A 22,312-nucleotide genomic window follows, 5' to 3' on the forward strand; every position below is an offset into this window, starting at 1 on the left:
CTGCTTAACACATGATTTGGGGGGGACTGGATGGCAAAAATCAGAGTATATGAGTTTGCCAGAGATCTTAACATGACGAACAGGGAACTGTTGGACAAAATCCGAGACCTTGATATCGAAGTGAATAGTCATATGAGCTCTTTGGACGAAGAAGTGGTGGCAAAAATCAAAACGGCGCTTTTCGGTGAAAGAGACGATCAGCTCGAAGAAAAACGCGTGCGGCCCACAGTTATTCGGCGTCGTAAGATTGCTACGCCGCAAGAGACAACCATCCAGGAACCCGTCGAAGAATCAGCCCAGGAATCAGTCAAGGAGTCTGTCGAGGAACCACCCAAAGAAGAGGAAGTGGAACTGGCACCGCCTGTAGAACCGGAATCCCCCCCACCGGTTGATGCAGAAGAAAGCGTTCCGGCTGTGAAGGCAAAAGACGTGCTGCCTGAAGAAAAGCCTGTTGTGAAAAAACGTAAGCCGGCTGACGCCGCCAAAATTATTTCAAAGCCCAAACCCAAACAGGAGCCGCCTACGGTGCCCGAGATCGCTGAAGAACCCGAGGTGGAAGCGTCTGCTACGGCGACCGATGAAACGGTGGATGCTGCTGAGGAAATATCGGCAGAAGCGCAGGCGGCCGATGTTACCGTACCGGAAACCAGTGCGCCAACGGAACTTGAACCGCCGGTAGACACGCCTGATGGCAATGCACCGCAGCCAGTGGATGAACAGAGCCCTCCAGCGGTTGAAGAAATCACCGAAGCGGAGACTGCAACTGAAGCGGTGGCCACAACCGAAGTGGAGACCAAAACTGAAGTGGAAACTACAACTGAAGCGGAGCCAGCCGTTGATGAACCGCCTGCCGTGACCTCTGAGCCTCCGCCTGCGGAACCGGTTGCTGAAAAACCGCCCAAGGCTGCTGCGGCAAAGACGAAAAAGAGTAAAAAGGACACCCCTGCCAAGATTATCAAGTTGCCAACCAAACCGATAAAATCACTGATCAAATCTTCAGAACAGGGGGATAAGCAGCGGCGTCCGTATCCACCCAAACCGGAAAATGGTGATGCGCCTGTTTCAACCAAGGACAAGAAGAAAAAAGGCTGGCGCAAGAAAGAGGTAAACGGAAACGGCGACGAGGCTCGTTTTCCCAAAAAGAAAGGCGGTTTCAGAAAAAAAGAGATCGTCGAAGGTGCTGCCCTTTACAGTGGAAAACGGGGGCGCAAAGGGCGCAAAGGTGGAAAACAGAAGTCTGTGCCCGTCGGCCAGAAAACACAAATCACCACGGCCAAGGCCATCAAACGGCGGGTTAAAGTTGACGAAACCATCATTTTATCCGAACTGGCCAAGCGAATGGGCATCAAGGCCAATGAAATGATCGTCAAGCTCATGGGGATGGGGGTCATGGCGACCGTCAACCAGACCATTGACTACGATACGGCGGCATTGGTAGCCGGTGAATTCGGTTATGAAGTGGAAAAGGCCTCCTTTGAAGAAGAGGTGATCCTCAAGAAAACAGAGACCGACGATCCTGACAAGCTCGTCACGCGACCGCCGGTGGTGACCATCATGGGGCATGTGGATCATGGTAAAACGTCATTGCTCGACGTGATTCGCCAGACCCGGGTGACCGAAGGTGAGGCGGGTGGAATCACCCAGCATATCGGGGCCTATCATGTGAAGACCGAAAAGGGCGTGATCGCATTTTTGGATACGCCTGGGCATGAGGCCTTTTCCGCCATGCGTTCGCGTGGTGCCAAGGTGACGGACATTGTTGTGCTGGTGGTGGCTGCCGATGACGGGGTGATGCCCCAGACGGTGGAAGCCATCAATCACTCCAAGGCCTCCGAGGTGCCGATCATCGTGGCCATCAACAAGATGGACAAACCGGATGCGGATCCGGATCGGGTTCAACGTGAACTCAGTGAGCACGGTCTCGTTCCGGAAGCTTGGGGGGGCGATGCGATCTTTGTTCAGGTGTCGGCCAAAAAGAAGACCGGTATTGATGAACTGCTCGAGATGATTTTGCTTCAGGCGGAAATTCTCGAGTTAAAGGCCAATCCGGACAAATTGGCCGGCGGCCATGTTGTCGAAGCCAAGCTGGATTCGGGCCGGGGACCCGTAGCGACCGTCCTTGTGCAGGACGGCACACTACGGGCCGGGGATTCCGTTGTCTGCGGTATGCACTACGGCAAAATCCGCGTTCTTCAGGACGACCTGGGGCGTGTGGTGGAATTGGCGGGGCCGTCCATGCCGGTTGAGATTGTGGGGCTGTCCGGTGTGCCCATGGCGGGTGATGAACTGGTTGCCCTGGCCGATGAGAAGGATGCCCGCCAGGTGAGTCAGCACCGTATCCAGAAACAACGCTCCAAGGAGTTGGCCAAGACCAACCGATTGAGCCTGGAAGGCCTGTTCGAAAAGATGCAACAGGGCGAGGTCAAGGATCTCAACCTGATCATCAAGGCCGATGTGGATGGCTCCATTGAGGCCTTGCGGGATTCCTTGGTCAAGCTTTCCAATGATGAGGTCAGCATCAATGTGGTCCATGCGGCCACAGGGACGATAACCGAATCGGATATTTTCCTGGCTGCTAATTCCAATGCCATCATTATCGGATTTAACGTAAGGCCCAATGCCAAGGTTCAGGAATTGGCCGCTGAAGAAAATGTAGATATGCGTTTTCACAACGTCATCTATAATGTTATCAAAGAGGTAAAGGATGCCATTGTGGGTATGATGGAATCCACCTATGAAGAACGGGTGCTGGGACGTGCCGAAGTGCGCCAGACATTCCACGTGCCCAAGGTGGGGACTATTGCAGGCTGTTATGTAACCGATGGCAAAATCCAGCGGGGACAATTGATGCGGTTGCTTCGGGATGGGATTGTGACATACGAAGGAAAGAACAGCAGTCTGCGCCGCTTCAAGGATGATGTCAAGGAAGTGCAGTCCGGTTACGAATGCGGTATCGGCATTGAAAATTATAATGACATTAAAGTCGGCGACGTGATCGAAAGCTACTATCTGGAAGAGATCCGGCCCGAAGTGGAGTAAGAAAAAGCAATGGTTGTCGGTGTGGGATGCATGATTTTCAGACTTCATGAGTGTCGATCCCTGAAAGAGAAGCGCAAAGTGGTCAAGGCTATCGTCGCGCGGATTCGTAATCAGTTCAATGCATCGGTGGCTGAGGTGGCGGACAATGACATCTATCAGCGAATTGTGATTGGTGTCAGTTTGACGGGTAATGACCGGAAACTGATCAATGCCAAACTGGACAAATTGTTTAATTTTGCAGAAGATCTTGGCTTGGCGGAAATGATTGACAGCCAGCTTGAAATAATCTCCATGTGAAGGATCGTTCTACCGGTTAAGTGTGAATGGGATGCTTTGCAATCGGGTTTAAGGACGGGTTAAAATATTGGTAAATCGATCATTTAATCGGGCGGATCGTGTGGCGGGGCAGATCCAGCGGGTGCTGGCCAAGCTCATCCAGAAAGGTGTTCGCGATCCACGACTGGCTCAGGCAACCATTACCGGGGTTGATTTGAGCCGGGATTTGCGCATCGCTAAAGTCTACTTTGCCATGCATGGCGGCGGTGACCAAGAGGCGATCCTGGAAGGGTTTCAAAGCGCCAAAGGGTTCATTAAGCGGGAGCTGGCAAGAGAATTGGGGCTTCGGTACATGCCGGATTTGAGGTTCTTTCACGATGGGTCCTTTGATTATGGCGCCCATATCAACCGGGTACTGAAATCATTAGCAACCGATGATGAAAAAAATAATCCAACAGCTGGCGAAAAGTGAACACGTCCTTCTGGCATCGCATATAAAGCCGGACGGGGATGCCATCGGTGCACTGCTGGCCATGGGGATCGCATTGGAAAAGCAGGGGTGCCAAGTGGTGCTCTTTAACGAGAGTTCCATCCCGGAGGTATATCGATTTTTGCCTGCCGTGGGGCGCATCCAAAAAAAATTGACCGACTGGCAGCGGTTTGATACCGCGGTTATACTGGATTGCGGTGTTCTCAGTCGGGTGGGATCGGCCGCGGATGATATTGCCACCATACCGGTGATCATCAATATCGACCACCATACCACCAATAATCGCTTTGGGCATTTCCATCTGGTGGATGTGAACGCCTGTGCGACGGCTGAAATTGTCTACCGGCTGATTCTGGAAATGAAGCTCGATGTGGATGTGGCCATGGCAACGGCGATCTATACCGGCATCCTGACCGATACCGGATCTTTTCGTTTTTCCAATACGAATCAGGCCGCTTTTTCCATTTGCGAAGCCATGGTGGCGGCAGGTGTGAAACCATCCACAGTGGCTCAACATGTTTATGGTGCATACTCCTTGGGACGAATCAAATTGCTCAATCTAGCACTCGATTCCATCGAAATATCCAATAACGGCTATTTGTCGATTATGACGGTGACCCGGGAGATGTTGGCGTGCACGGATACCCAGCCAGAAGACGCGGACGGCCTGATCAACTATGCGCGGCGAATTCGTGATGTGAAAGTTGCTGCGTTGATTCATGAGTTGGAAAACAATACCGCACCACCTCCCCGAAAGCAGTACCATGTGAGTTTGCGGTCGGATGGTAGCGTGGACGTTTCTAATATCGCCATGAAATTTGGTGGGGGAGGGCATGCCGGCGCAGCCGGTTTTTCCGTGGAATCGAGTCTGGTGGAATTAAAGCAGACGATTTATGATTTATCTGATGGTTTTGGCGAGTCATGCCATCTGAATTAAGCGGGATTGTTGTTGTCGATAAACCGGAGGGCATCTCGTCAGCCGGGATTGTAGCCCGGGTTAAAAAACTGTCCAATGCCAGGAAGGTTGGGCATGCGGGGACGTTGGATCCCCTTGCGACCGGTGTATTGATTTGTTGCCTGAATCGTGCTACGCGGCTTTCTCAGTTTTTGCTAAAGGGTGATAAAACCTATGCAGCCGATTTGGTTCTGGGCACGGTAACCGATACCCAGGATGCCACCGGAACCATTGTCGAACAGCATTCGTGGGCAGATGTCACCGAGGACGGCATTCGCACGGTAGCCGCAGGATTTTTGGGCAAGATCACTCAAATCCCACCCGTTTATTCGGCGTTGAAACATAAGGGGACGCCGCTATACAAATTGGCCCGCCGAGGAAAAGCGGTGGAAAAACCAGGCCGGTCGGTTTGGATCAAGCGATTGGAAATTCTTGCCATTGATCTGCCGGTGGTACGGTTTGTGGTATGCTGCTCATCCGGTACTTACGTTCGCACCCTTTGTGCTGACATTGGCAGGGCCTTGGGGTGTGGCGGGCACTTGAAGCGATTGCGCAGAACCGCTAGCAGTGGGTTCAGCGTCCAGGATGCCTGGCAGCTGGACCAGCTGGCCCAACTGCGGGAAACGGGCCGACTTGCCCAAGCCGTGATTCCCATGAATGCGGCATTGCCATTCATGCCGGCGGTTGTGGCGGATAAAGATCTGGCCAATAAAATAAAACACGGCATGCCGTTGGTCGTGGCCGACTTTGATAATCCGCTGCAAGAAGCGGATCAAGGCGTATTTAAGGTCGTCGATGAAAAAGGCTGCTTGATTGCCGTGCTGGGTGAGTCCCAGACGCCGGGTGGCTATAATTATTGTTGTGTTTTTTCAGCATAAAGGTGATAACCAACCAATCGTCGTTTGACGATTGGTTCATCCGGTAAGGAACCCATCAACCTTCGAACCGGTAACTATTTCCAATGCAGGAATTGATTCAAGGAGGACCAGAAAAGTGACATTTAACGCGGAAACCAAAAAAGAACTGATTGAAAAATACAAAAAGCACGATAGTGACACCGGTTCACCGGAGGTTCAAATCGGCCTGTTGACCCATCGAATCACCTATCTGACCGAGCACCTGAAGGTCCACAAAAAGGACCATCACTCTCGTCGGGGGTTGTTGATGCTGGTCGGAAAGCGCCGTCGGCTGCTCAACTATGTAAAACGAAACGATGTACAGCGTTATCGATCCATCATCGAAACTCTTGGCTTGCGGCGCTAGAGGGATTCGCCAAACAGCAATATACGATTGCTGTTCCAATACCGGTGTTCACCGCTGTTCTTTAAGGTTCATTGCCTCTTGTAAGATTTTAAGTGTGGTAAAAGATAGGTAATATCGGTAGTTTGCGTTTGGTTGGTGGATGGATGCCATTGCCAGCATTTATTGAGGAGAAGAACAACGAATGGAATATACATTTAAGGCGGATGTGGGAGGCAATACCTTTAGCATCCAGGCAGGAAAAGTCGCCAAACAGGCCTCCGGATCGGTGGTCGTTCAGTACGGCGATACGATCGTCCTGGTAACGGTGGTTTCCGCAAATGACGAGCGGGATACGGATTTTCTGCCGCTTTCTGTGGAATATCAGGAAAAAGTCTATGCTGCCGGCCGCATTCCGGGCAACTATTTTCGCCGTGAAATCGGAAGGCCCAGCGAAAAAGAAACCCTCACCGCCCGCCTGATTGACCGGCCCATCCGGCCGCTATTTCCCAAGGCCTATCGCTTTGAAACCCAGGTCATCGCCACGGTCCTGTCCATGGACCAGGAAAATGATCCGGATGTGCTGGCCATGGTCGGGGCGTCGGCGGCGCTGGAGATTTCAGACATTCCTTTTGCCGGTCCGATCGCCGCCGTTCGTGTGGCCCGCATTGATGGACAGTTCATTGCCAACCCCACCCTTGCTCAGATTGCCGACAGTGATATCAATATCATCATTGCCGGTTCGCGTACCGGTGTGGTCATGGTGGAAGGCGGTGCCGATGTGGCCAGCGAGGCGGACATGCTGGAGGCCATTTTCTTTGGTCACCAGGCCATTCAGCCATTGATCGATATTCAGGAACAGTTGAAGTCCGCCCTGGGGAAAACCAAACGCGATTTTGTTCCGCCTGAAAAAGACCCGGCGTTGGTTGAAATGATTACGCAGCAGGCCACTGCCCCCTTGCGCGAAGCGCTGGGCGTACCCGAAAAAATGAAACGGTATGCAGCCGTACGGGCGGCCAAATCCCAGATCATCGAGGCATTGGATGAATCGATGGCCGATCGACGGGAAGAGGTTGTTGCGATCCTTGGCGATCTGCAAAAGCAGATTTGCCGCGATATGATTCTCAAAGAGGGACGGCGTATTGACAACCGCCGGTTCGATGAAATCCGCCCCATCACCTGTGAGGTGGGGGTGCTGCCCCGGCCCCACGGGAGCGCTCTGTTTACCCGTGGTGAGACCCAGGTGCTCGGTATTTTGACTTTGGGGTCCGGTGGCGACGAGCAACGGGTGGAAACGCTCAGCGGGGAGGAGAACCGGCCCTTTATGCTGCATTACAATTTTCCCCCTTATTCCGTGGGTGAGGTCAAACGTGTGGGGTCACCCAGCCGGCGCGATATCGGCCATGGCGGATTGTCCACGCGGGCCCTGGAACGTGTGTTGCCGGATAAGGAAAATTTTGATTATACGATCCGAATCGTCTCGGAAGTACTGGAATCCAACGGCTCTTCGTCCATGGGAACGGTCTGTTCGGGGACATTGGCCATGATGGACGGCGGCGTGCCGATCAAGGCCCCGGTGTCGGGGATCGCCATGGGATTGGTCAAAGAAGGCGATCAGGTGGTTATTCTGTCCGATATCCTGGGCGATGAAGACCACACCGGCGATATGGACTTTAAAGTCACCGGTACCACCGAAGGTATCACGGCGCTGCAAATGGATATCAAAATCCATGAACTTTCCCGAGACATTATGGAAAAGGCGTTGGACCAGGCCAAGGTCGGGCGGATGCACATCCTGGATAAAATGCTGGAAGCCCTTTCCACACCGCGGGAGGACATTTCGCCGTTTGCGCCCAAAATTGTTTCGATTAAGATCAACCCTGACAAGATCCGCGATGTCATTGGTCCAGGGGGAAAGGTGATCCGGGCCATTCAAAGCGAAACCAATACTAAAATAGAAATCGATGATAGCGGGCTTGTGAAAATTGCCGCCACATCCGCCGAGGACGGCGAGGCAGCGCGACTGCAGATTGAATCCTTGACCCTGGAGCCCGAAGTGGGCGTCACCTACGAGGGGAAAGTGGTAAAAACCACAGATTTCGGGGCGTTTGTTCAGATCGTGCCCGGGACCGATGGGCTGGTTCATATTAGCCAGCTGGCTGATCGGCGCGTGGGCAAGGTCACCGATGTGGTCAAGGAAGGGGATATGCTCAAGGTCAAGGTCCTGGAGGTTTCCAAGGACGGCAAAATCCGTCTCAGTCATAAGGCCGTTCTGGAAGATGAGCGTAAAGCCAACGGTAAATAAAACCCTTCTGGATAACGGTGTCCGTATCGTTTCCATGGCGATGCCCCATGTTCGCTCGGTTTCCATGGGGGTCTGGGTTCACGTGGGTGCCCGTGACGAGACCGAGGCCGAAAGCGGCCTGTCCCATTTCATCGAACATATGATCTTTAAGGGCACGGTCAAGCGCAATGCCTTTCAGATCGCCAAAGAGTTTGATGCCATCGGTGGTCAGACCAATGCCTATACCTCCATGGAACATACCTGCTACCATGCCCGGGTCCTGGATACCCAGCTGGCCACCATGGTTGATATTCTCTCCGATATTTTCCTCAACTCGGTTTTCGATGAAGCGGAATTGGAGCGTGAGCGGCCGGTCATCTTTCAAGAGATCGGCATGGTGGAAGACAGCCCCGAGGAATTTGTTCATACCCTGATGGGGCCCGCCTTATGGGGGAGCCATCCTTTAGGGCGATCCATTCTGGGCAGCCGGGAAAACATCCTGACATTTGACAGCCAGACTGTTAAGGGGTTTTTCAAGCGTCTTTACCAGCCGGGGCGTATTGTCATCACGGCGGCCGGCAACCTGATTCACGATCAGCTGGTTGATATGATCGGCCCGGTATTTTCCGCCATCGCACCGGGCAACGGGTTTGCTCCTCGCAGTACACCTGTCGATGGCTCAGAGATTATCGCCATGCACCGGGATCTTGAGCAAACCCATCTTTGTCTGGGTATGCCCGGAATTTCGGTGGCCGATCCCCGTCGGTTTGCCTGCTCCTTGCTGAACACGATTCTGGGCGGAAACATGAGCTCACGGCTATTTCAGACGGTCCGGGAAGTGCATGGACTGGCCTATGCGATTTATTCGTTTTTAACGTCTTATGCCGATACCGGCATGCTGGGCATTTACACGGCCGTGGCCCCCCGGAACCTTAAAGCATGCATCAATCTGATTATGAAGGAGTTTAGGCGTCTGAAGCAGGAGCCGGTCGCCGCCGAGGTGCTTAGTGGGGCCAAGGAATATACCAAGGGCAACCTGCTCATGGCCGAGGAAAGCCCGGATAATCAGATGATGCGGCTGGCCCAGAACGAATTTTATTTCGATCATTTCATTCCCATGCAGACGGTTATCGACAAAATTGACGGCGTTACCGTTGATGACCTGATCCAGCTGGCAAGTGATTGCTGGGGAGCTGGACGGCCTGCATTGACGGTTCTGGGTTCCCAGGCGGATCAGACCGATCTGGCCGGATTGATCGATTTCTAATTATTGTCCTAAAAACGCCTTACCTGTGGGAGTCTTCAATGCTTTCGACGCCCAGTATCGATTTTGTCAAGCTTGACCCCGAAAAAAATAAGGACTTGCCACTTCCCCGTTACATGACGGCCAACAGTGCCGGGATGGACATTTGTGCCGCCCTGGAAACGGACCTTGTGCTGGATCCCGGGCGCATTTGTCTGGTACCCACCGGCTTTGCCATTGCCCTGCCCGAAGGCTTCGAAGCCCAGATCCGTCCGCGTAGCGGGCTCGCGGTCAATCACGGCATTGGGATTATCAATGCACCGGGCACCATCGATGCCGATTATCGTGGGGAGGTCAAGATCGCTTTGATCAACCTGGGGCACGAACCGGTGACCATCAAGCGGGGAGAGCGGATTGCCCAAATGGTTGTCCAGAAAGTCTATCAGGCGCAGATTCAACTAGTTGAACGACTCGATGACACCGACCGCAGCACGGGCGGGTTCGGTCACACAGGGCGCTGAAATGAAAGATTCGCTTGCCCCAGAGAACTCGTATGATTCCGGAGCAGGCGATCTCACCCTCACTGTACTGGCCAGTGGCAGCAAGGGCAATGCCACCTATATTTCCAACGGCCATACCGCCATCCTGCTCGATGCGGGTCTTTCCGGAAAGGCGCTTCAACAGCGTATGGCTGCCAAGGGTCTGGATCCTGCCGGTCTGGATGCCATCCTGGTTTCTCATGAGCACAGCGATCATATTAAGGGGGTGGGGGTTCTGTCCAGGCGTTTCGGGCTGACGGTTTACATCAGTGATGGGACCTGGCAGGTATCACGGAACGCGCTGGGAAAACTGGCCGATATGCGACCGTTTACCTGCGGGCATCCGTTTTCCATTGGCGATCTGGCCATTCACCCGTTCTCCATATCCCACGATGCTGCCGACCCTGCCGGTTTCACGATCAGTTGCAACGGTACCAAAGTCGGCGTGGCCACCGATCTGGGAATTGTTACCGGTGTGGTGCGAGACCACCTTGAGGCGTGTGATGCGCTCATCCTTGAGGCCAATCACGACCCGCAAATGCTGATCGACGGCCCTTACCCGTGGCCGCTCAAACAGCGCATCCGGGGTCGCAGCGGGCATTTGTCCAACGATGATGCGGCAACGCTTCTGGAAACGCTTTGCCACGACCGCCTGGCCCATGTGATTCTGGCCCACCTGAGTGAAGAGAACAACACCCCTGATAAAGCCAAAAAGATAATGGAGATGGTGATCAACCACAGCGATACGAAACTTCATGTGGCTTCTCAGGCGACCGGTTCACGCGTCCTTCGTTTAGGGTAATGGCCCGGTTTTTCGCTTTTGAATTGACTCCCCTTCCTCATTTCCTGATACAACGGATGCATTCACAATTATTCAAACGGCAAACGGATTAGTATTATGGCAAAATTGAGAACCGGACGCCAAAAATATTATGATTTTTTTTCCCATTTCTATGATTTGTTTATAAACCTGCATTCTTCCAATGATAGAGATGAGACGCGAACGTTTCTTGTTGATTCAGCGCTGTTGGAGAATAAAAGACGAGCGAAAGTGCTGGATATCTGTTGTGGTACCGGATCCGTTGCGCTCTCTTTTGCAACGCACTTTTCTGATTGTCTGGTCATTGGCTATGATTTTTCGCTTGGCATGCTCAAAAAAGCAAAAGAGAAAGACTCATTTGGCAACGTCGCTTTTATCAAAGGCGATGCCGCAGACTTGTCGTTTGCCGATGGGTGCTTCGATATTGTCTGTTGTTCTCATGCCTTATACGAGTTGAAAGGGCCGGCCAGAAAACAAGCCCTTTTGGAAATGAAGCGGGTGGTAAAACCAGCCGGCAGGGTGCTGATCATGGAGCATGAAGTTCCACGCAAGCGATTTATAAAACTGCTGTTTTACTTGAGGATGCTGATGATGGGGCCGAAAGACGCCCGCGAGTTTATCAAAAAAGGCGGCGCTGCATTTCAAGATATTTTTGAAGATGTTGCCTTGTCCCATACCCGTTCAGGAAAAAGCAAGTTGTTCATTTGCCGTAAATCCTTTGACGATTAAAAAAGAAAGAAGTCTATAATGGGAACATCAGAAAAGCGCCCCTTCAGGATGCGGCAACCATTGAAACAAAATTCGGGAAATTATCCGCAGAACTGGTCATGTTTTACAATGATGAATCATTGAAAAAAATTTTTCCCCTGAATGGTAAGCTGAGCGGTTACTGGGGTGAAAAAGACGAGTACGCCCTGGCTGAGGATATTGATCTACCGCTGTCCTGCGGGACAATCCGTGCCAAGGTCATTAATATCGCTTTTTATAAAAACGGTAATATCAAAAGCATCACCCTCTGGCCGCAGGAGACGATTGAGGTAAAAACACCCGCAGGAACAATGCGTGTCAGAATTGGGATCGCTTTTTATGAAGACGGGGCTGTCAAATCAGTTGAACCGGCTGAGCCCTGTGATGTTGAAACAAAGATAGGGAAAATATCGGCCTATGACAATGACCCCGAAGGCATCATCGGGGATACCAATTCTCTGCAGTTTGACAGCGACGGAGAAGTGACCTCACTGAGTACTACCCATAATACCATAACCGTTAAAAAGGCATCCGGTGAAACGGTCGTCTATACCCCTTCTGAAAAAGCAAGCCTTTGTTCTGATCTGTTAACCGTCACCGTTCCGCTTCAAATTGAATTGATAAATGGAAAGGTCCGTTTTAACAAAAGCGTTTCTGATGAATACGATATTTCGGAATGCTCTTTTGAAGTAATTAAATATGAAAAAAAAGTAGCAAGCCCCTTTTATGAGTGCAGTTAAGTTTTTTACTCATATCTCAAGCTTTGTATAATCCACTTTGGCGTTATGGCGCCGGTCCAGGGGTATCCGCTCAATCTGCCGGATTTCATCCAGATGGGCCCAGGCCAGCATGGCGGAAAGCTTTTGGGTATCGATGCGACCCCTTTCTCTTGCCTGGACCAGTAGAATCCGGCGGTCCTGTCTGCCGACAAGAGCCGCTACCTTTACTTGTGGATCGCTGCGTGCGGCGCATTCCACACTGAACGGATAGAGCGATCCGTGTTTATCTTCTATCAAAGCTCCGGCCCGGCCCAGTAGCCAGAGGCGGCCTGCTTTGTCCCACATGCCGCCGTCACCGGTGCGGTGCCAGATGGTGTCATCCACCCGGAATTTGGTTTCTTCATCCCCCACGCCGTTGAGATAACCGGGCAGCACATGCCCGCCGTTGACCACGATTTCTCCGGCCGCTTCCGGCCCAAGACAGATCTTTTCAAAAGCCGCGCTGTCCATGGGCTCGATGGGCCTGCTCCAATCGGCCCTGATGACCCTGGCTTTGATTTCCACCACCGGTTTGCCGGCCAGAAGCCCTTTGCCCTCGGTCATGGCCTTGCGGTCCGCATCGGTCAGCTCGTCGCGGCCGATGTGGGCGATGGGTTCGGCCTCGGTGGAGCCGTAGACGGTGATGATCCTGGCGCCTGAGAAAAAGCGGGCGAAGCGGTCGATCTGGTCGGGAAACACCGGGGCGCCGCCGGTGAAGATCCGCTGGAATCCGGTCACAGTGCGCTTCCTGTCACTACACCCGTCACAAAGCCTTTCGAAAAAAGCCGGGGACGCAGCCGAGGTGATGGGTTTCCATCTATCGATCTGGTCGAGCACGGGCCGCGGATCGATGGTCCCCGGGTATCTTAAGTCCGCCGCCGGAATCAGGGAAGTAATACCCGAGGCCAGATTGGCCAGCACGAATACCGGCAAGGTGGTCAGATCACAGGTCCCCGGCTGGTGCGAAAGGGTCCGGGCCAACACCCGGTGTTGATCCAGAAGAAATCCGTGGCTGCGTACGGCCGCCTTGGGCGCTCCGGTGCTGCCGCTGGTAAAGGTCATCAGGGCCGGGGTGTCGGCTGTGCAGGAGTAAAGGTCCGTCAAGGGCGGCAAGTTGTCTGATCGCTGCCAGGAGATGGCGCAGGGAACAAAATGGTTGAAGGAGAGTTTGCAGGGGATACGCCGCAGGCCGGGTGATACCAGCCGCAGCAGATGGGCCTTGCCGGTGGCAATCAGGGCCTTGGGCGGATGAATGGCCAGGCAGTGCTCGATCTGTTTTCTTCCGGAAGAAGGATCGATAAACATGGCCACCATGCCGATCCGGAACAGGGCCAGAAGGGTCACGTAAAGCGCTGCCGACATGGGCTGGAGGATGAGAGCGGCATCGCCGGCCCCAAGGCCCAGATCGGTGAGAAGACGCGACCCGCGCCCCGATGCGCTGTTTAACTGGGCAAAGGTCATGGCGCGATCCACGGCGTGGGCGCGATCGATGATGGCCGGTGCATCCGGCCGGACATCGGCCTGTTCCAGGAGAATCCGGGCGATATTCATACCAGTTCCTTTGAGAAAAGCGCATAGCGCCGCATGACGACGGTGCTTCCCTGTCCCAGGTTGGTGGATCGGTTGGCAGCGTGCATCAGGGCGTGGACGGCACGCCGGTAGCCCAGCTTGTGGGCGTTGGAAAGCGCCGTCTGAAAAAGCAGGCGGCCCAGCCCGGCCAAAGCCCTGTCCGGCCTGATGGCGATGGTTTTGAGGATCACCTGATCGATACGCTGGCCGCGTTTGGCCTGGAGCGCATCGGGCAGGGCGAACATGAAACCCACTGTCCGACCTTGCTGCTCGGCCACCAGGGTCAGTTCCCCGTGCAAAAACGACTTGATCCCGCCATACATGGCCATGAATTCCTTCCGTTCGATGGGCGAGTAGAGAAAATTTTTACGGAAACTTTCAATACTCAACTCGAAAATCCCGTCCAGTTCCCGATCCAGGTGATCCGGGTCGATGCAGCGGATGCAAACGCCCTGGTCTTCCATGCGCCGGGAGATCTCTTCCGCGCGCGGATCCTGGTAATTCAGATCGGTGTTCAGTGTAGAAATATAGTCGGCCAGGATGCTGAAGCCGTTTTTTTCGAACTGACCGGGCCATGCATCCGGGTTGTCCGGCTCCAGGAAAAAAGGCGGCGCCTTGCCCCGCCAGGTGATAAATCGGTACCGGCGCCAGGTGGTGCCGTCCAGGGGGCCGACGGCCAGGGTGCAGCCGTTCTGGGAAAGATCGGTGCTGGCACGGTTCAGGAGCTTTTCGGCCACCGGATCGCTTGCAGCGGCATAATGGCCGATATAGCCCAGCCGGTGATCGTTGTGTGTGGCAGTCGCTTTCCACCACAGGGAACAGCGGCCGAGCACCTGTCGGCCGTCATCGACCGCCAACCAGTGGGCGTCCGGTCGGTGCAGGGTCAGCTGTGTGGCCGTAGTCCGGCTGACGGCCGGGTGGAGCGTGAATTGGGCCATCTCTTCCGGGGATTGGATGTTAATCAGTTGCATGGGAGAACGCTTTTTTGTTGTCATTTGTTAAAGATAAACGACTGCACCGGCTACAGAGATAAACAGTGCGATCGACCCATAGCCCAGCCAGCGAATCCGCCCCTTGGGGTCCTGCCCCAGAAACGGACTGAAAATCAGATGTACACCGGCGGCCAGCGCCAGCAAAGGCAGCGCGGTGAAAACTGCGATCAAGGTCTGTGCAAGCGGCAAATCGTGCAGGGTGCGCGACAGATAGGGCAGAAAATAGGCCGGTGCAAAGACCAGCCAGCTGCGAAGTACCGCCCTGCCGCCCTGCTGCCGGATATCCCGGTAAGGGCTGGTATAGCCCAGTTGAAGCATGCCGATGATTACCGAATGAACCGCATAACAAAGGATAAAGCAGAACAGAAATTCAGGCCGGGCACTACGGGCGGCGGCCAGCAGCCAGACGATGCCGGGCGCGGCCACCGCAGCAATGGCCCGCACCGAGTGGACGGGATAGCGGTTTTCTTCGCTTTGGGGCCACAGCCGGGTATAGGTTATCAGCAGGATCAGGGAAACGGCCAGATAGGGCCAGCCGCCGACCATCCAGTTCATGTAACCCGTTAAAAGGGCCGCCAGCAGCGCGCTGCCTTTAAGGGTCGTCTGCCGCCGCCAGCAGTAGATGAAAACGCCAAGCAGCCCCAGGGCGATCAGCCGGTATAACAGATTTTGCCCGTCCAGTTGCCGGTAGCTCTCGAGCAAGCCGTAGCAGCCTACAGGGATGAACAGGTTGTCCAGTCCGCCGACACTGATCGCCTCGAAGAGCATGACCAGAAGGCCGATCACCAGAGCACCGATGATGACTTTGCCGGCCGGGACATCGGTCATCATCAGCACCGGCAACAGGGTGCTGCCGAAGGCGGTGAGAAAAAAAGCCAGCGAGCCCTCGGCACTTTTGTGACCCTCGGACGTGGAATAGGGATGACTGCCGTACCGCACGCCGATGATGGCCGCCACGGCATCGGCCAGGGTCAGCACCAGCATGGGCACCACGTAAAGCACTGGAATCTCTCCGGCCAGGATAAAAAGCAGGGCCACGGCCAGTGGAAAGTAGATTTCTCCAAGGGAACTGCGCGCAACGCCGTGGAGCGCCCCACCGAAACCTGTCTTCAAGGGCCTGATCCATTTCATTGCCAAAAGGCCGACTACGGCAAGCAGGGCCAGCAGTACAACCGGCCACGTATCGCTGAAAATCCATGGGAACCCGAGGGTGATCAGGCCCATGCCCATATGAACCGACTTGCGCTGCAGTTCCGGATGGAGGTCAAAGCGGGTGCCCGCCCACCGGACCCCTGCCATCAAAGCCAGAAGGGTCGCCATTACCAGCACGATGCCGAAAAGAGGATGGCTCATCGGATCGCTTCTACAATAAACGCGTTATAGAAAAAGGCCTTGTCCTTTAAAAACAACCTGTGGGCCAGTTCGTCCAGGGGCTGCAGACGGTCTGCCATGGATGCCGGGCGGTGACGCGGGGCCAGCATGTTCCAGTAGGCCAGGCGGCCGCCCGGCCGCCCGGACCGGCAGATTCGATCCAGCAGTCGGTGATAGTTCTCCTCTGCCATGTACTCGAAAATATCGCTCAGGTTGAAGCGGTCGATGACGTTCTCACCGGCCTGATCCAGGTACTGCTCGACCGAGAGCAGATGACACTCGATGCGGTGGAGATTTTCACGGATCGTCTGAAAGTGTTCTTTGCGCAAGGCACGTGGCAGGGCCGCGCCATGGCATCCGGTGAGAATCCAGTGCAGATAGGGATTGTCTGCCGGATTCAACTCGGTCAGGGCATGGCGGGTGCGGAACAGAATCCGGTCGGCCACCCGTCCTTCTACATAGCGAAAAAAACTCGGGTCCCGGCCTAATCGGCCCATGACAAAACGGGAGAAGAAAACCTGAAACAGCAGCCGCCAGCCGATTGTATTCCATTTTTTTTCATAAAAATGCAGCCGGGTTGCCCGGCCTCCGCCCTGAAGCAGCCTTTGGATGGTGGCGCGGCGGTGGACCAGTGGCAGCACCCTGCGGCTGAAAATGGCAAAGTAATGCTCGAATTTGCCGGCGCCCCCAATGCCCGCATCGATACTGGCCCCATGGGCATCCCAGAAGCGCCTGGCATCGATTGAGAGAATCGGCCGGCAACGCCGGTAAAGTGTACGGCGCCGGCGGCTGGGGCGCGAACCGATCAGCTCCAGCAGTTCCGGGTAATCAAGGGCCTGATAAGCGGCCATGCGCAAGTCAAGGCAGGCCATCTGAGCCGGATTCAGATCCAGGACGATTACCCGGCCGGCGCCGGCCGCCACAAGGGCCAGCGCATTGTCCCCGGCCGAGCCGATGGACAGGCAGGTATCGCCGGGCTGAACGTTCAATCCTTCGACCAGGATGTCGGCGTCCTCCCAGCACTGGGCATAGCGGATCGCGGAAAAGTCGGCGTGGCGGGCCGCCTCACTGGTCTGCATGAATGTCCTCCAGTCGGTTGACAACACCGGTTTCACCGTCCATCTCCACCAGATCGCCGTCGCTCAGCCAGGTGGTCACCCCGGCCAGGGAGACAATGGCCGGAATGCCCATTTCCCGGGCTACGATGGCCGAATGGGAGAGCAGGCTGCCGCGCTGGACAAGCAGTCCCGCAGCGGCCGGAAACAGCATGACCCAGCCGGGGTCGGTGCGCTCGGCCACCAGGATTTCACCCTGGCGCAGCCGAGCCCCCTTGGGATCATGGATCACCCGAACCCGGCCGCGCACCTTACCAGGACAGCAGCCCAGGCCCCGGGCTGTATCACCGCTCACCGTCTCGGCGGGTTGGCCGCTGGCCTGATAGGTGTGGGCGTGGTTGACCATGCCAAAGGTCTCGAAGCGATCGGCCGGCGCTTCGGCCGTCTGCCAGCGGCCAAATTCCTCCCGGCGCAGGGCGGCCAGTTTTTTAAGATCGGTGGTGGTGGCGGTGCCTTCGATAAAGCCAAAAATCTCATTCTTTTCCAACCAGAAAATATCCCGGGGATCGTCCAGGATGCCGTTGGCATGAAAGCGTTGCCCCAGTTCCACGAAGATACGCCGGACCCGGCCGAACAGGCGGGTGCGCTCGAAACGCAGGTTCTCCCGGTCGCGCACCCGGTCCCGGGCCTGGGCCAGCACCCAGTAGTACAGCATCCGGTGGAGGGGCCGGCGGGATAATCGGCGGGCTACGTTGCGCTCGGCCCGTCTGCGGATGGCGCGTTCGTCAATACCTTTAGCGTCATGCCCGCCGGCAATACGGCGGGCGAATTCACCCACCGAGCGGTACAGTATCATGGGGTCGTCGTGCAGGGTGGCGCTTTCCAGCTTGAGTTCGTCCAGACAGCGATCGCCGAAGCGGGCCATGTACCCGTCGACCCGGTTTTTCAGTTGGCCGTGGCCGGACAGGGCTTTCTCGATAGTCTGCCTGTCGGCAGCGGCCAGGGCCTCGGTGAGCGCCGGGTCTTTGGCTGCCATGCGGGCCATCTCTAGAATCCGCTGGGCCGGCTCGGCACTGATCATGCCACCCTGGCCGCTGATCAGATCGTTCTGCAGGCTCTCGCTCTGTTTTTCCAGGCCCTTTTTGCAGCACCAGCGGGCCGTGAGTTTCTGCAATAGTCCGTAAAACAGCATGGCGAAAAAATCGTTGATCAGCGGCGCATCCCAGCGGGTGAGCAGTTGCGACTCCAGCATCCGGTAAGCGCTGCACAGCTCGTCAGGGCGAAGGTCTGATAGGGGTGGATGAGAGGGCGCCAGGGCGCGTTCCAGACGCCGGTAAAAGGCGCGGATGGTGCGCGGCATCCGGTAGAGATTGATCAGCAGACCGGAAATGGTGCGCAGCAGGTTCAAGGCATCCTGAATCGGACCGACCCGGTAAAGGGACAGGGCATCGGCCAATACCTCCTCAGGGATTTTTTCCCTTACCCCCATCATCTGTTCCATGAACCCCTGATTGAGGCGAAAGCCCGGAAAAAGGGCCAGCAGCCGGTACCAGTTGATCAGGTTGTAGTAGACCCGGCCGCGCACCAGGCCCAGCATGCGTGGAAAAATCTGCTGGCAGGCCTCGACCGCCCGGGCCGGAACGGCCATGATCAGGCAGAACTGGCGGTAGACTTCACTGTAGATGTGGCTGGCAAAGCTGAAGGTCAACGGGGTGGTGATCCCGCCGTAGCTTTCAGCAATATTGCTGTTGTCCCAGATGTTGATTCCGCCGTCCGGATCGAAAAGGGCGGCCAGCCCGGTAATGGGCCGGGCCTGGAGCAGGTACACCTGATCATTTTGAATGGCCCATTCGATGTCCTGGGGGCAGCCGAAATAGCGGGCCGCCCGGCGGGCCAGTCCGGCAACGGCGCGGGCCTGTTGGTCGGTCAGGCAACCGGTGCGTTTTTTCAGGGGGTCATGACCGTCAGCTGCATCCTCTTTTTCATCCGAGCCGGTCAGGGCCCGTTCGATGACCCGGCTCTTTCGATCCACCCGCCAGGTATCGGCGTCGATTTCGCCGGACACCAGCGCCTCTCCAATACCCGGCACCGCGCTGACCACGGCAATGCCGCGCCGGCCGGTAACCGGATCGGCACTGAAGGCCACTCCGGCTGCATCGGCATCGACCATCCGCTGCACCAGCACCGCCGGCGGCGTAGGCGCGGGGGTAAGGTTCATCTCCCGGCGATAGGCCAGCACCCGGGGGCTGTAGCCCGAGCGCCAGACATCCGCGATCCGTTCCGGCACATCATTCAATGCAACGAACAGATAAGAGGAAAGCTGGCCGGCAAAGCTGTGCTGGCTGCCGTCCTCATCCACGGCCGAGGAACGCACCGCCACGGCTTCAGCGTTGGGGCAAAGCCGCGAGAGCGCCCTGGAAACATTGGCCGTAACCCCATCGCCAGGCCTCAGATCGGCCAGAATCGTCTCAATATGGGCAGCGTCCGCGCCGGTCAACAGGTTTTGGGCATCAGGCGGCAGACTGGCCGTGAACGCGTCCGGGGTGACCACAAACCAGGGCGGCACGGGCAGGCCGGCCGCGCTCATTTCGGCCAGGGCCGCGGCCTTGCCGCCCAGCATGGCGCGGGAAGGGTGAGCGCCCACGTCTTCCGGGAAAAGGATCTGTTTCATCCTGCACCGCCCATCGCCCGTAGCACCAGGGGCAGGGCCCCCAGGCTCAGGTACATGACCAGGGTCCAGACGCCGGAGATGAGCTCGATGCGCCTGCCCCGGCCTGGATCAGGTTTTGAAAGAATCCCTGCGGTTTCCAGCCCGGCCCAGATCAGAAGCAGCAGCAGGAGCACGGCCACGGGTTTTTCAAAACTGATCAGCCGGGCCCCGCAAAAAGCGCACAAGGCGGTCAACCCCATGGCGGTCAGCCAGGCCGCCAAGGCCTTGGGAGGCCCCCAGAGAACACTGTAGGTTTCAACGCCTTCTTCCTCATCCGCCGGCGTCCGGATCTTGCGGCCGATCTCGATGACGATGCCGTTGAGGTAGCTGACAGCCAGAAACCAGCCCAGGCCGCGGTGCCACCCCCCGCCTTGGGGCAGCCAGTCGCAGGCCGTGGCATAGATGTCGAAGACCGGCATGATGACCATGTGCGAGAGCATATAGAAGATCGGGTGGCGTTTCAGCCAGGCATGCACAAAAAACTCCTTGCTCATCAGGGCCAGCCAGGTCCAGGCCACCATCAACCAGAGCGCCAGACGGATGTCGAGCAAAAGGGAACCGATCAACTGGATAGCCGCTGCAAAAGCACCGATGCAACCCAGTTCGCCAAGCTTGACCAGGCCCCGCGGCACGGGCCGGTAAGGCCGCCAGCGGGCGTCATCTTCGGCGTCCTTGAATTCATCGGCGATGCGCAGTTGCAGAAAAAAAAGGAAGGCCGTCATAAAGGCCACCAGGGCAGCTGTGGGGGCGAGTCGATGCTGGCCACGCAAAAGGGCCGAGTAGCTCATGGCCGACAGGCTGAAGGCCAGGATCAGGGGGCCATGGGCAAAAACCGGAAAGCGTTCCCGCTGGTAAATCCACCACCGGTTAGCCATGGGGGGTCCCCCGCTTACGAGCCAACTTTTTGTGGGCCCGGGTGAAATGGCCGGCGGCCAGCGCACCGATAATGGACAGTTCACCGGCCAGGACCAGCCCGGCGCACACCTCGGCCAGGGCACGGGCCTTCCCGCTTCCGGACAATCCCATGAGCGCCAGGCACGCCTGCTGGCTGGGCAGTCCGGTGCCGCCCCCGACCGTACCCACCATCAGATTGGGCAAGGTTACGCTGGCGTAGAGACCGTCAGAGCGGGTTTCGAAACGGGTCAATCCCACGGCCGACTCGGAGATACAGGCCGCATCCTGGCCGCAGGCGATATAAAGGGCCGCCAGGCCGTTGGCATAATGACCCTGCACACCAATGGTGCCCGACAGCACCCCGCCCATGGCCGACATCCGCCAGTAATTGGTCATGTGCTGCGGTGTGGTGTGCAGGTAGCGTTCGATCAGATCGGCGGCAATGGTGGCCTCGGCAGTGACATGCCGGCCGCGCACGTTCTGAAAACTCAGCGCGCTGGCCTTTTTGTCACCGGACATGTTGGCTTCCACGAAACTGTACTCAGGATGCACCGGTGACTCTTCGTTAATCAGGGCGCAGGCGGCCTCGGTGGCGATGGTGGCCATGTTCTGGCCGGACGCGTCGCCGGTCTGGTATTCGAAAAGCAGGTAGACATGGTTGCCCGTAAGCTGAATGCGCAGGTCGGACAAGCTGCCGTGGCGCGTGGTGGCCTCGGCAGCAGCCCGGATGCGGTCCTGGTTTTCAAGCACCCAGGTAACGAACCGGCCGCTTTCCCGGGCCGTGGCAAAGGCGAATCCTGGCGCCCGGACAACGCCCTCGGCCAGCAGCAGGGCGCTGCAGCCGCCGGCCCGGTTGAGCAGTGTGGCGCCCCGGTGGTAGGAGGCCACCAGGGCCGCCTCGGTGGTGGCCAGGGGCAGATAGTAGTCGCCTTTGGCAAACAGCCCGTTGACCCGCAACGGGCCGGCCAGGCCCACCGGCAGCATGACCCTGCCGATATAGTTTTCGATATTGCCTTCATAAACACTGTGGTCGACATCACCGCCGGACGGCAGCAGCACGTCCCGAATGCCCGGCGCGCAGGTAATACGCTTCCAGCGCCGCTCAACCGCCCGGTCGGTGATGCTGATGCCTGCAGCCACACTGACCGGCGGATCGTCTGTTTGGGGCGCGAGCCGTTCCAGCAACTGCTCGCCACCTTGTTCTTGAAACAATTCCTGAAGAAAAATGCGGGCCTGATTCGAGCCTCGTGGCATCACGTTCCTCCTGTGAGCAACATTAATTTGTCGCGATGCCATGGTCATCGACCCGATCCATCGAATTCTTAAGGAGA

Annotated in this window: 19 protein-coding genes; 12 read left to right on the forward strand and 7 right to left on the reverse strand. The window is 56.4% G+C overall.

Translation table 11 applies throughout. The annotated features are described in order from the left end of the window. The first annotated feature begins 30 nt into the window (after positions 1–30). From infB to Dvar_RS03090, 12 genes are all read left to right on the forward strand, one after another. A complete protein-coding gene (infB, locus tag Dvar_RS03035) occupies positions 31–3,039 on the forward strand; it encodes a translation initiation factor IF-2 (protein ID WP_419660254.1) in 3,009 nt (1,002 codons plus the stop codon). A gap of 9 nt (positions 3,040–3,048) precedes the next feature. Continuing rightward, complete coding sequence (locus Dvar_RS03040; RefSeq protein ID WP_419660255.1) at positions 3,049–3,336, forward strand: DUF503 domain-containing protein; 288 nt, start codon at positions 3,049–3,051, stop codon at positions 3,334–3,336. Between the two features lie 67 nt (positions 3,337–3,403). Beyond that, on the forward strand, positions 3,404–3,787 hold the full coding sequence (rbfA, locus tag Dvar_RS03045; RefSeq protein WP_419660256.1) for a 30S ribosome-binding factor RbfA: 384 nt from the start codon (positions 3,404–3,406) through the stop codon (positions 3,785–3,787). Next, complete coding sequence (locus Dvar_RS03050) at positions 3,750–4,742, forward strand: DHH family phosphoesterase (protein WP_419660257.1); 993 nt, start codon at positions 3,750–3,752, stop codon at positions 4,740–4,742. The genes rbfA and Dvar_RS03050 overlap by 38 nt, the downstream gene beginning before the upstream one ends. Next, positions 4,727–5,638, forward strand: coding sequence for a tRNA pseudouridine(55) synthase TruB (truB, locus tag Dvar_RS03055; protein ID WP_419660258.1), 912 nt, complete (start codon positions 4,727–4,729; stop codon positions 5,636–5,638). The genes Dvar_RS03050 and truB overlap by 16 nt, the downstream gene beginning before the upstream one ends. A gap of 115 nt (positions 5,639–5,753) precedes the next feature. Then, positions 5,754–6,023: a 30S ribosomal protein S15 gene (rpsO, locus tag Dvar_RS03060; protein WP_419660259.1), complete on the forward strand. Its 270-nt coding sequence runs from the start codon at positions 5,754–5,756 to the stop codon at positions 6,021–6,023. Positions 6,024–6,204: 181 nt separating this feature from the next. Further along, positions 6,205–8,304, forward strand: coding sequence for a polyribonucleotide nucleotidyltransferase (gene pnp / locus Dvar_RS03065; RefSeq protein WP_419660260.1), 2,100 nt, complete (start codon positions 6,205–6,207; stop codon positions 8,302–8,304). Then, entirely contained in the window at positions 8,279–9,550 is a 1,272-nt protein-coding gene (locus Dvar_RS03070) for a M16 family metallopeptidase (protein WP_419660261.1), read from the forward strand. Before pnp ends, Dvar_RS03070 begins: the two co-directional genes overlap by 26 nt. Before the next feature lie 38 nt (positions 9,551–9,588). Then, positions 9,589–10,047: a dUTP diphosphatase gene (gene dut / locus Dvar_RS03075; RefSeq protein WP_419660262.1), complete on the forward strand. Its 459-nt coding sequence runs from the start codon at positions 9,589–9,591 to the stop codon at positions 10,045–10,047. A 1-nt stretch (position 10,048) separates the two neighbouring features. Continuing rightward, complete coding sequence (locus Dvar_RS03080; RefSeq protein ID WP_419660263.1) at positions 10,049–10,867, forward strand: MBL fold metallo-hydrolase; 819 nt, start codon at positions 10,049–10,051, stop codon at positions 10,865–10,867. A gap of 96 nt (positions 10,868–10,963) precedes the next feature. Then, positions 10,964–11,614: a class I SAM-dependent methyltransferase gene (locus Dvar_RS03085; protein ID WP_419660264.1), complete on the forward strand. Its 651-nt coding sequence runs from the start codon at positions 10,964–10,966 to the stop codon at positions 11,612–11,614. Positions 11,615–11,712: 98 nt separating this feature from the next. Further along, positions 11,713–12,372 carry a hypothetical protein gene (locus Dvar_RS03090; RefSeq protein ID WP_419660265.1) on the forward strand — a complete coding sequence of 220 codons (660 nt, stop codon included), beginning with the start codon at positions 11,713–11,715 and terminating at the stop codon, positions 12,370–12,372. 9 nt (positions 12,373–12,381) lie between these two features. Here the strand turns inward: Dvar_RS03090 and Dvar_RS03095 are convergent, their stop codons facing one another. Genes Dvar_RS03095 through Dvar_RS03125 form a run of 7 tightly spaced genes read right to left on the reverse strand, consistent with a single transcriptional unit; the run spans position 12,382 to position 22,235 of the window. Then, positions 12,382–13,941 carry an AMP-binding protein gene (locus Dvar_RS03095; protein WP_419660266.1) on the reverse strand — a complete coding sequence of 520 codons (1,560 nt, stop codon included), beginning with the start codon at positions 13,939–13,941 and terminating at the stop codon, positions 12,382–12,384. Further along, a complete protein-coding gene (locus tag Dvar_RS03100) occupies positions 13,938–14,930 on the reverse strand; it encodes an N-acetyltransferase family protein (RefSeq protein WP_419660267.1) in 993 nt (330 codons plus the stop codon). Before Dvar_RS03100 ends, Dvar_RS03095 begins: the two co-directional genes overlap by 4 nt. A 27-nt stretch (positions 14,931–14,957) precedes the next feature. Then, positions 14,958–16,304, reverse strand: a complete 1,347-nt coding sequence (locus Dvar_RS03105) for a diacylglycerol/polyprenol kinase family protein (RefSeq protein WP_419660268.1) — start codon at positions 16,302–16,304, stop codon at positions 14,958–14,960. Then, positions 16,301–17,401, reverse strand: a complete 1,101-nt coding sequence (locus Dvar_RS03110; RefSeq protein WP_419660269.1) for a DUF3419 family protein — start codon at positions 17,399–17,401, stop codon at positions 16,301–16,303. The genes Dvar_RS03105 and Dvar_RS03110 overlap by 4 nt, the downstream gene beginning before the upstream one ends. After that, on the reverse strand, positions 17,388–20,048 hold the full coding sequence (locus Dvar_RS03115; protein WP_419660270.1) for a PEP/pyruvate-binding domain-containing protein: 2,661 nt from the start codon (positions 20,046–20,048) through the stop codon (positions 17,388–17,390). The genes Dvar_RS03110 and Dvar_RS03115 overlap by 14 nt, the downstream gene beginning before the upstream one ends. Then, the gene (locus Dvar_RS03120) at positions 20,045–20,962 is read right to left on the reverse strand and encodes a UbiA family prenyltransferase (RefSeq protein WP_419660271.1); all 918 of its coding nucleotides are present in this window, start codon (positions 20,960–20,962) and stop codon (positions 20,045–20,047) included. The genes Dvar_RS03115 and Dvar_RS03120 overlap by 4 nt, the downstream gene beginning before the upstream one ends. Beyond that, positions 20,955–22,235, reverse strand: coding sequence for a hydroxymethylglutaryl-CoA reductase (locus Dvar_RS03125; protein ID WP_419660272.1), 1,281 nt, complete (start codon positions 22,233–22,235; stop codon positions 20,955–20,957). Before Dvar_RS03125 ends, Dvar_RS03120 begins: the two co-directional genes overlap by 8 nt. Positions 22,236–22,312: the final 77 nt, after the last annotated feature.

It is taken from the genome of Desulfosarcina variabilis str. Montpellier (genome assembly GCF_048565275.1).
GTDB classification, from domain to species: domain Bacteria; phylum Desulfobacterota; class Desulfobacteria; order Desulfobacterales; family Desulfosarcinaceae; genus Desulfosarcina; species Desulfosarcina variabilis.

What these genes read in the sequence shown, in the direction of transcription:
- infB (WP_419660254.1), top strand. Translation starts at nt 31, where the DNA reads ATGGCAAAAATCAGAGTATATGAGTTTGCCAGAGATCTTAACATGACG.
- Dvar_RS03040 (WP_419660255.1), top strand. Translation starts at nt 3,049, where the DNA reads ATGGTTGTCGGTGTGGGATGCATGATTTTCAGACTTCATGAGTGTCGA.
- Dvar_RS03050 (WP_419660257.1), top strand. Translation starts at nt 3,750, where the DNA reads ATGATGAAAAAAATAATCCAACAGCTGGCGAAAAGTGAACACGTCCTT.
- truB (WP_419660258.1), top strand. Translation starts at nt 4,727, where the DNA reads ATGCCATCTGAATTAAGCGGGATTGTTGTTGTCGATAAACCGGAGGGC.
- pnp (WP_419660260.1), top strand. Translation starts at nt 6,205, where the DNA reads ATGGAATATACATTTAAGGCGGATGTGGGAGGCAATACCTTTAGCATC.
- Dvar_RS03070 (WP_419660261.1), top strand. Translation starts at nt 8,279, where the DNA reads ATGAGCGTAAAGCCAACGGTAAATAAAACCCTTCTGGATAACGGTGTC.
- dut (WP_419660262.1), top strand. Translation starts at nt 9,589, where the DNA reads ATGCTTTCGACGCCCAGTATCGATTTTGTCAAGCTTGACCCCGAAAAA.
- Dvar_RS03080 (WP_419660263.1), top strand. Translation starts at nt 10,049, where the DNA reads ATGAAAGATTCGCTTGCCCCAGAGAACTCGTATGATTCCGGAGCAGGC.
- Dvar_RS03085 (WP_419660264.1), top strand. Translation starts at nt 10,964, where the DNA reads ATGGCAAAATTGAGAACCGGACGCCAAAAATATTATGATTTTTTTTCC.
- Dvar_RS03090 (WP_419660265.1), top strand. Translation starts at nt 11,713, where the DNA reads ATGTTTTACAATGATGAATCATTGAAAAAAATTTTTCCCCTGAATGGT.
- Dvar_RS03095 (WP_419660266.1), bottom strand. Translation starts at nt 13,941, where the DNA reads ATGAATATCGCCCGGATTCTCCTGGAACAGGCCGATGTCCGGCCGGAT.
- Dvar_RS03100 (WP_419660267.1), bottom strand. Translation starts at nt 14,930, where the DNA reads ATGCAACTGATTAACATCCAATCCCCGGAAGAGATGGCCCAATTCACG.
- Dvar_RS03105 (WP_419660268.1), bottom strand. Translation starts at nt 16,304, where the DNA reads ATGAGCCATCCTCTTTTCGGCATCGTGCTGGTAATGGCGACCCTTCTG.
- Dvar_RS03110 (WP_419660269.1), bottom strand. Translation starts at nt 17,401, where the DNA reads ATGCAGACCAGTGAGGCGGCCCGCCACGCCGACTTTTCCGCGATCCGC.
- Dvar_RS03115 (WP_419660270.1), bottom strand. Translation starts at nt 20,048, where the DNA reads ATGAAACAGATCCTTTTCCCGGAAGACGTGGGCGCTCACCCTTCCCGC.
- Dvar_RS03120 (WP_419660271.1), bottom strand. Translation starts at nt 20,962, where the DNA reads ATGGCTAACCGGTGGTGGATTTACCAGCGGGAACGCTTTCCGGTTTTT.
- Dvar_RS03125 (WP_419660272.1), bottom strand. Translation starts at nt 22,235, where the DNA reads ATGCCACGAGGCTCGAATCAGGCCCGCATTTTTCTTCAGGAATTGTTT.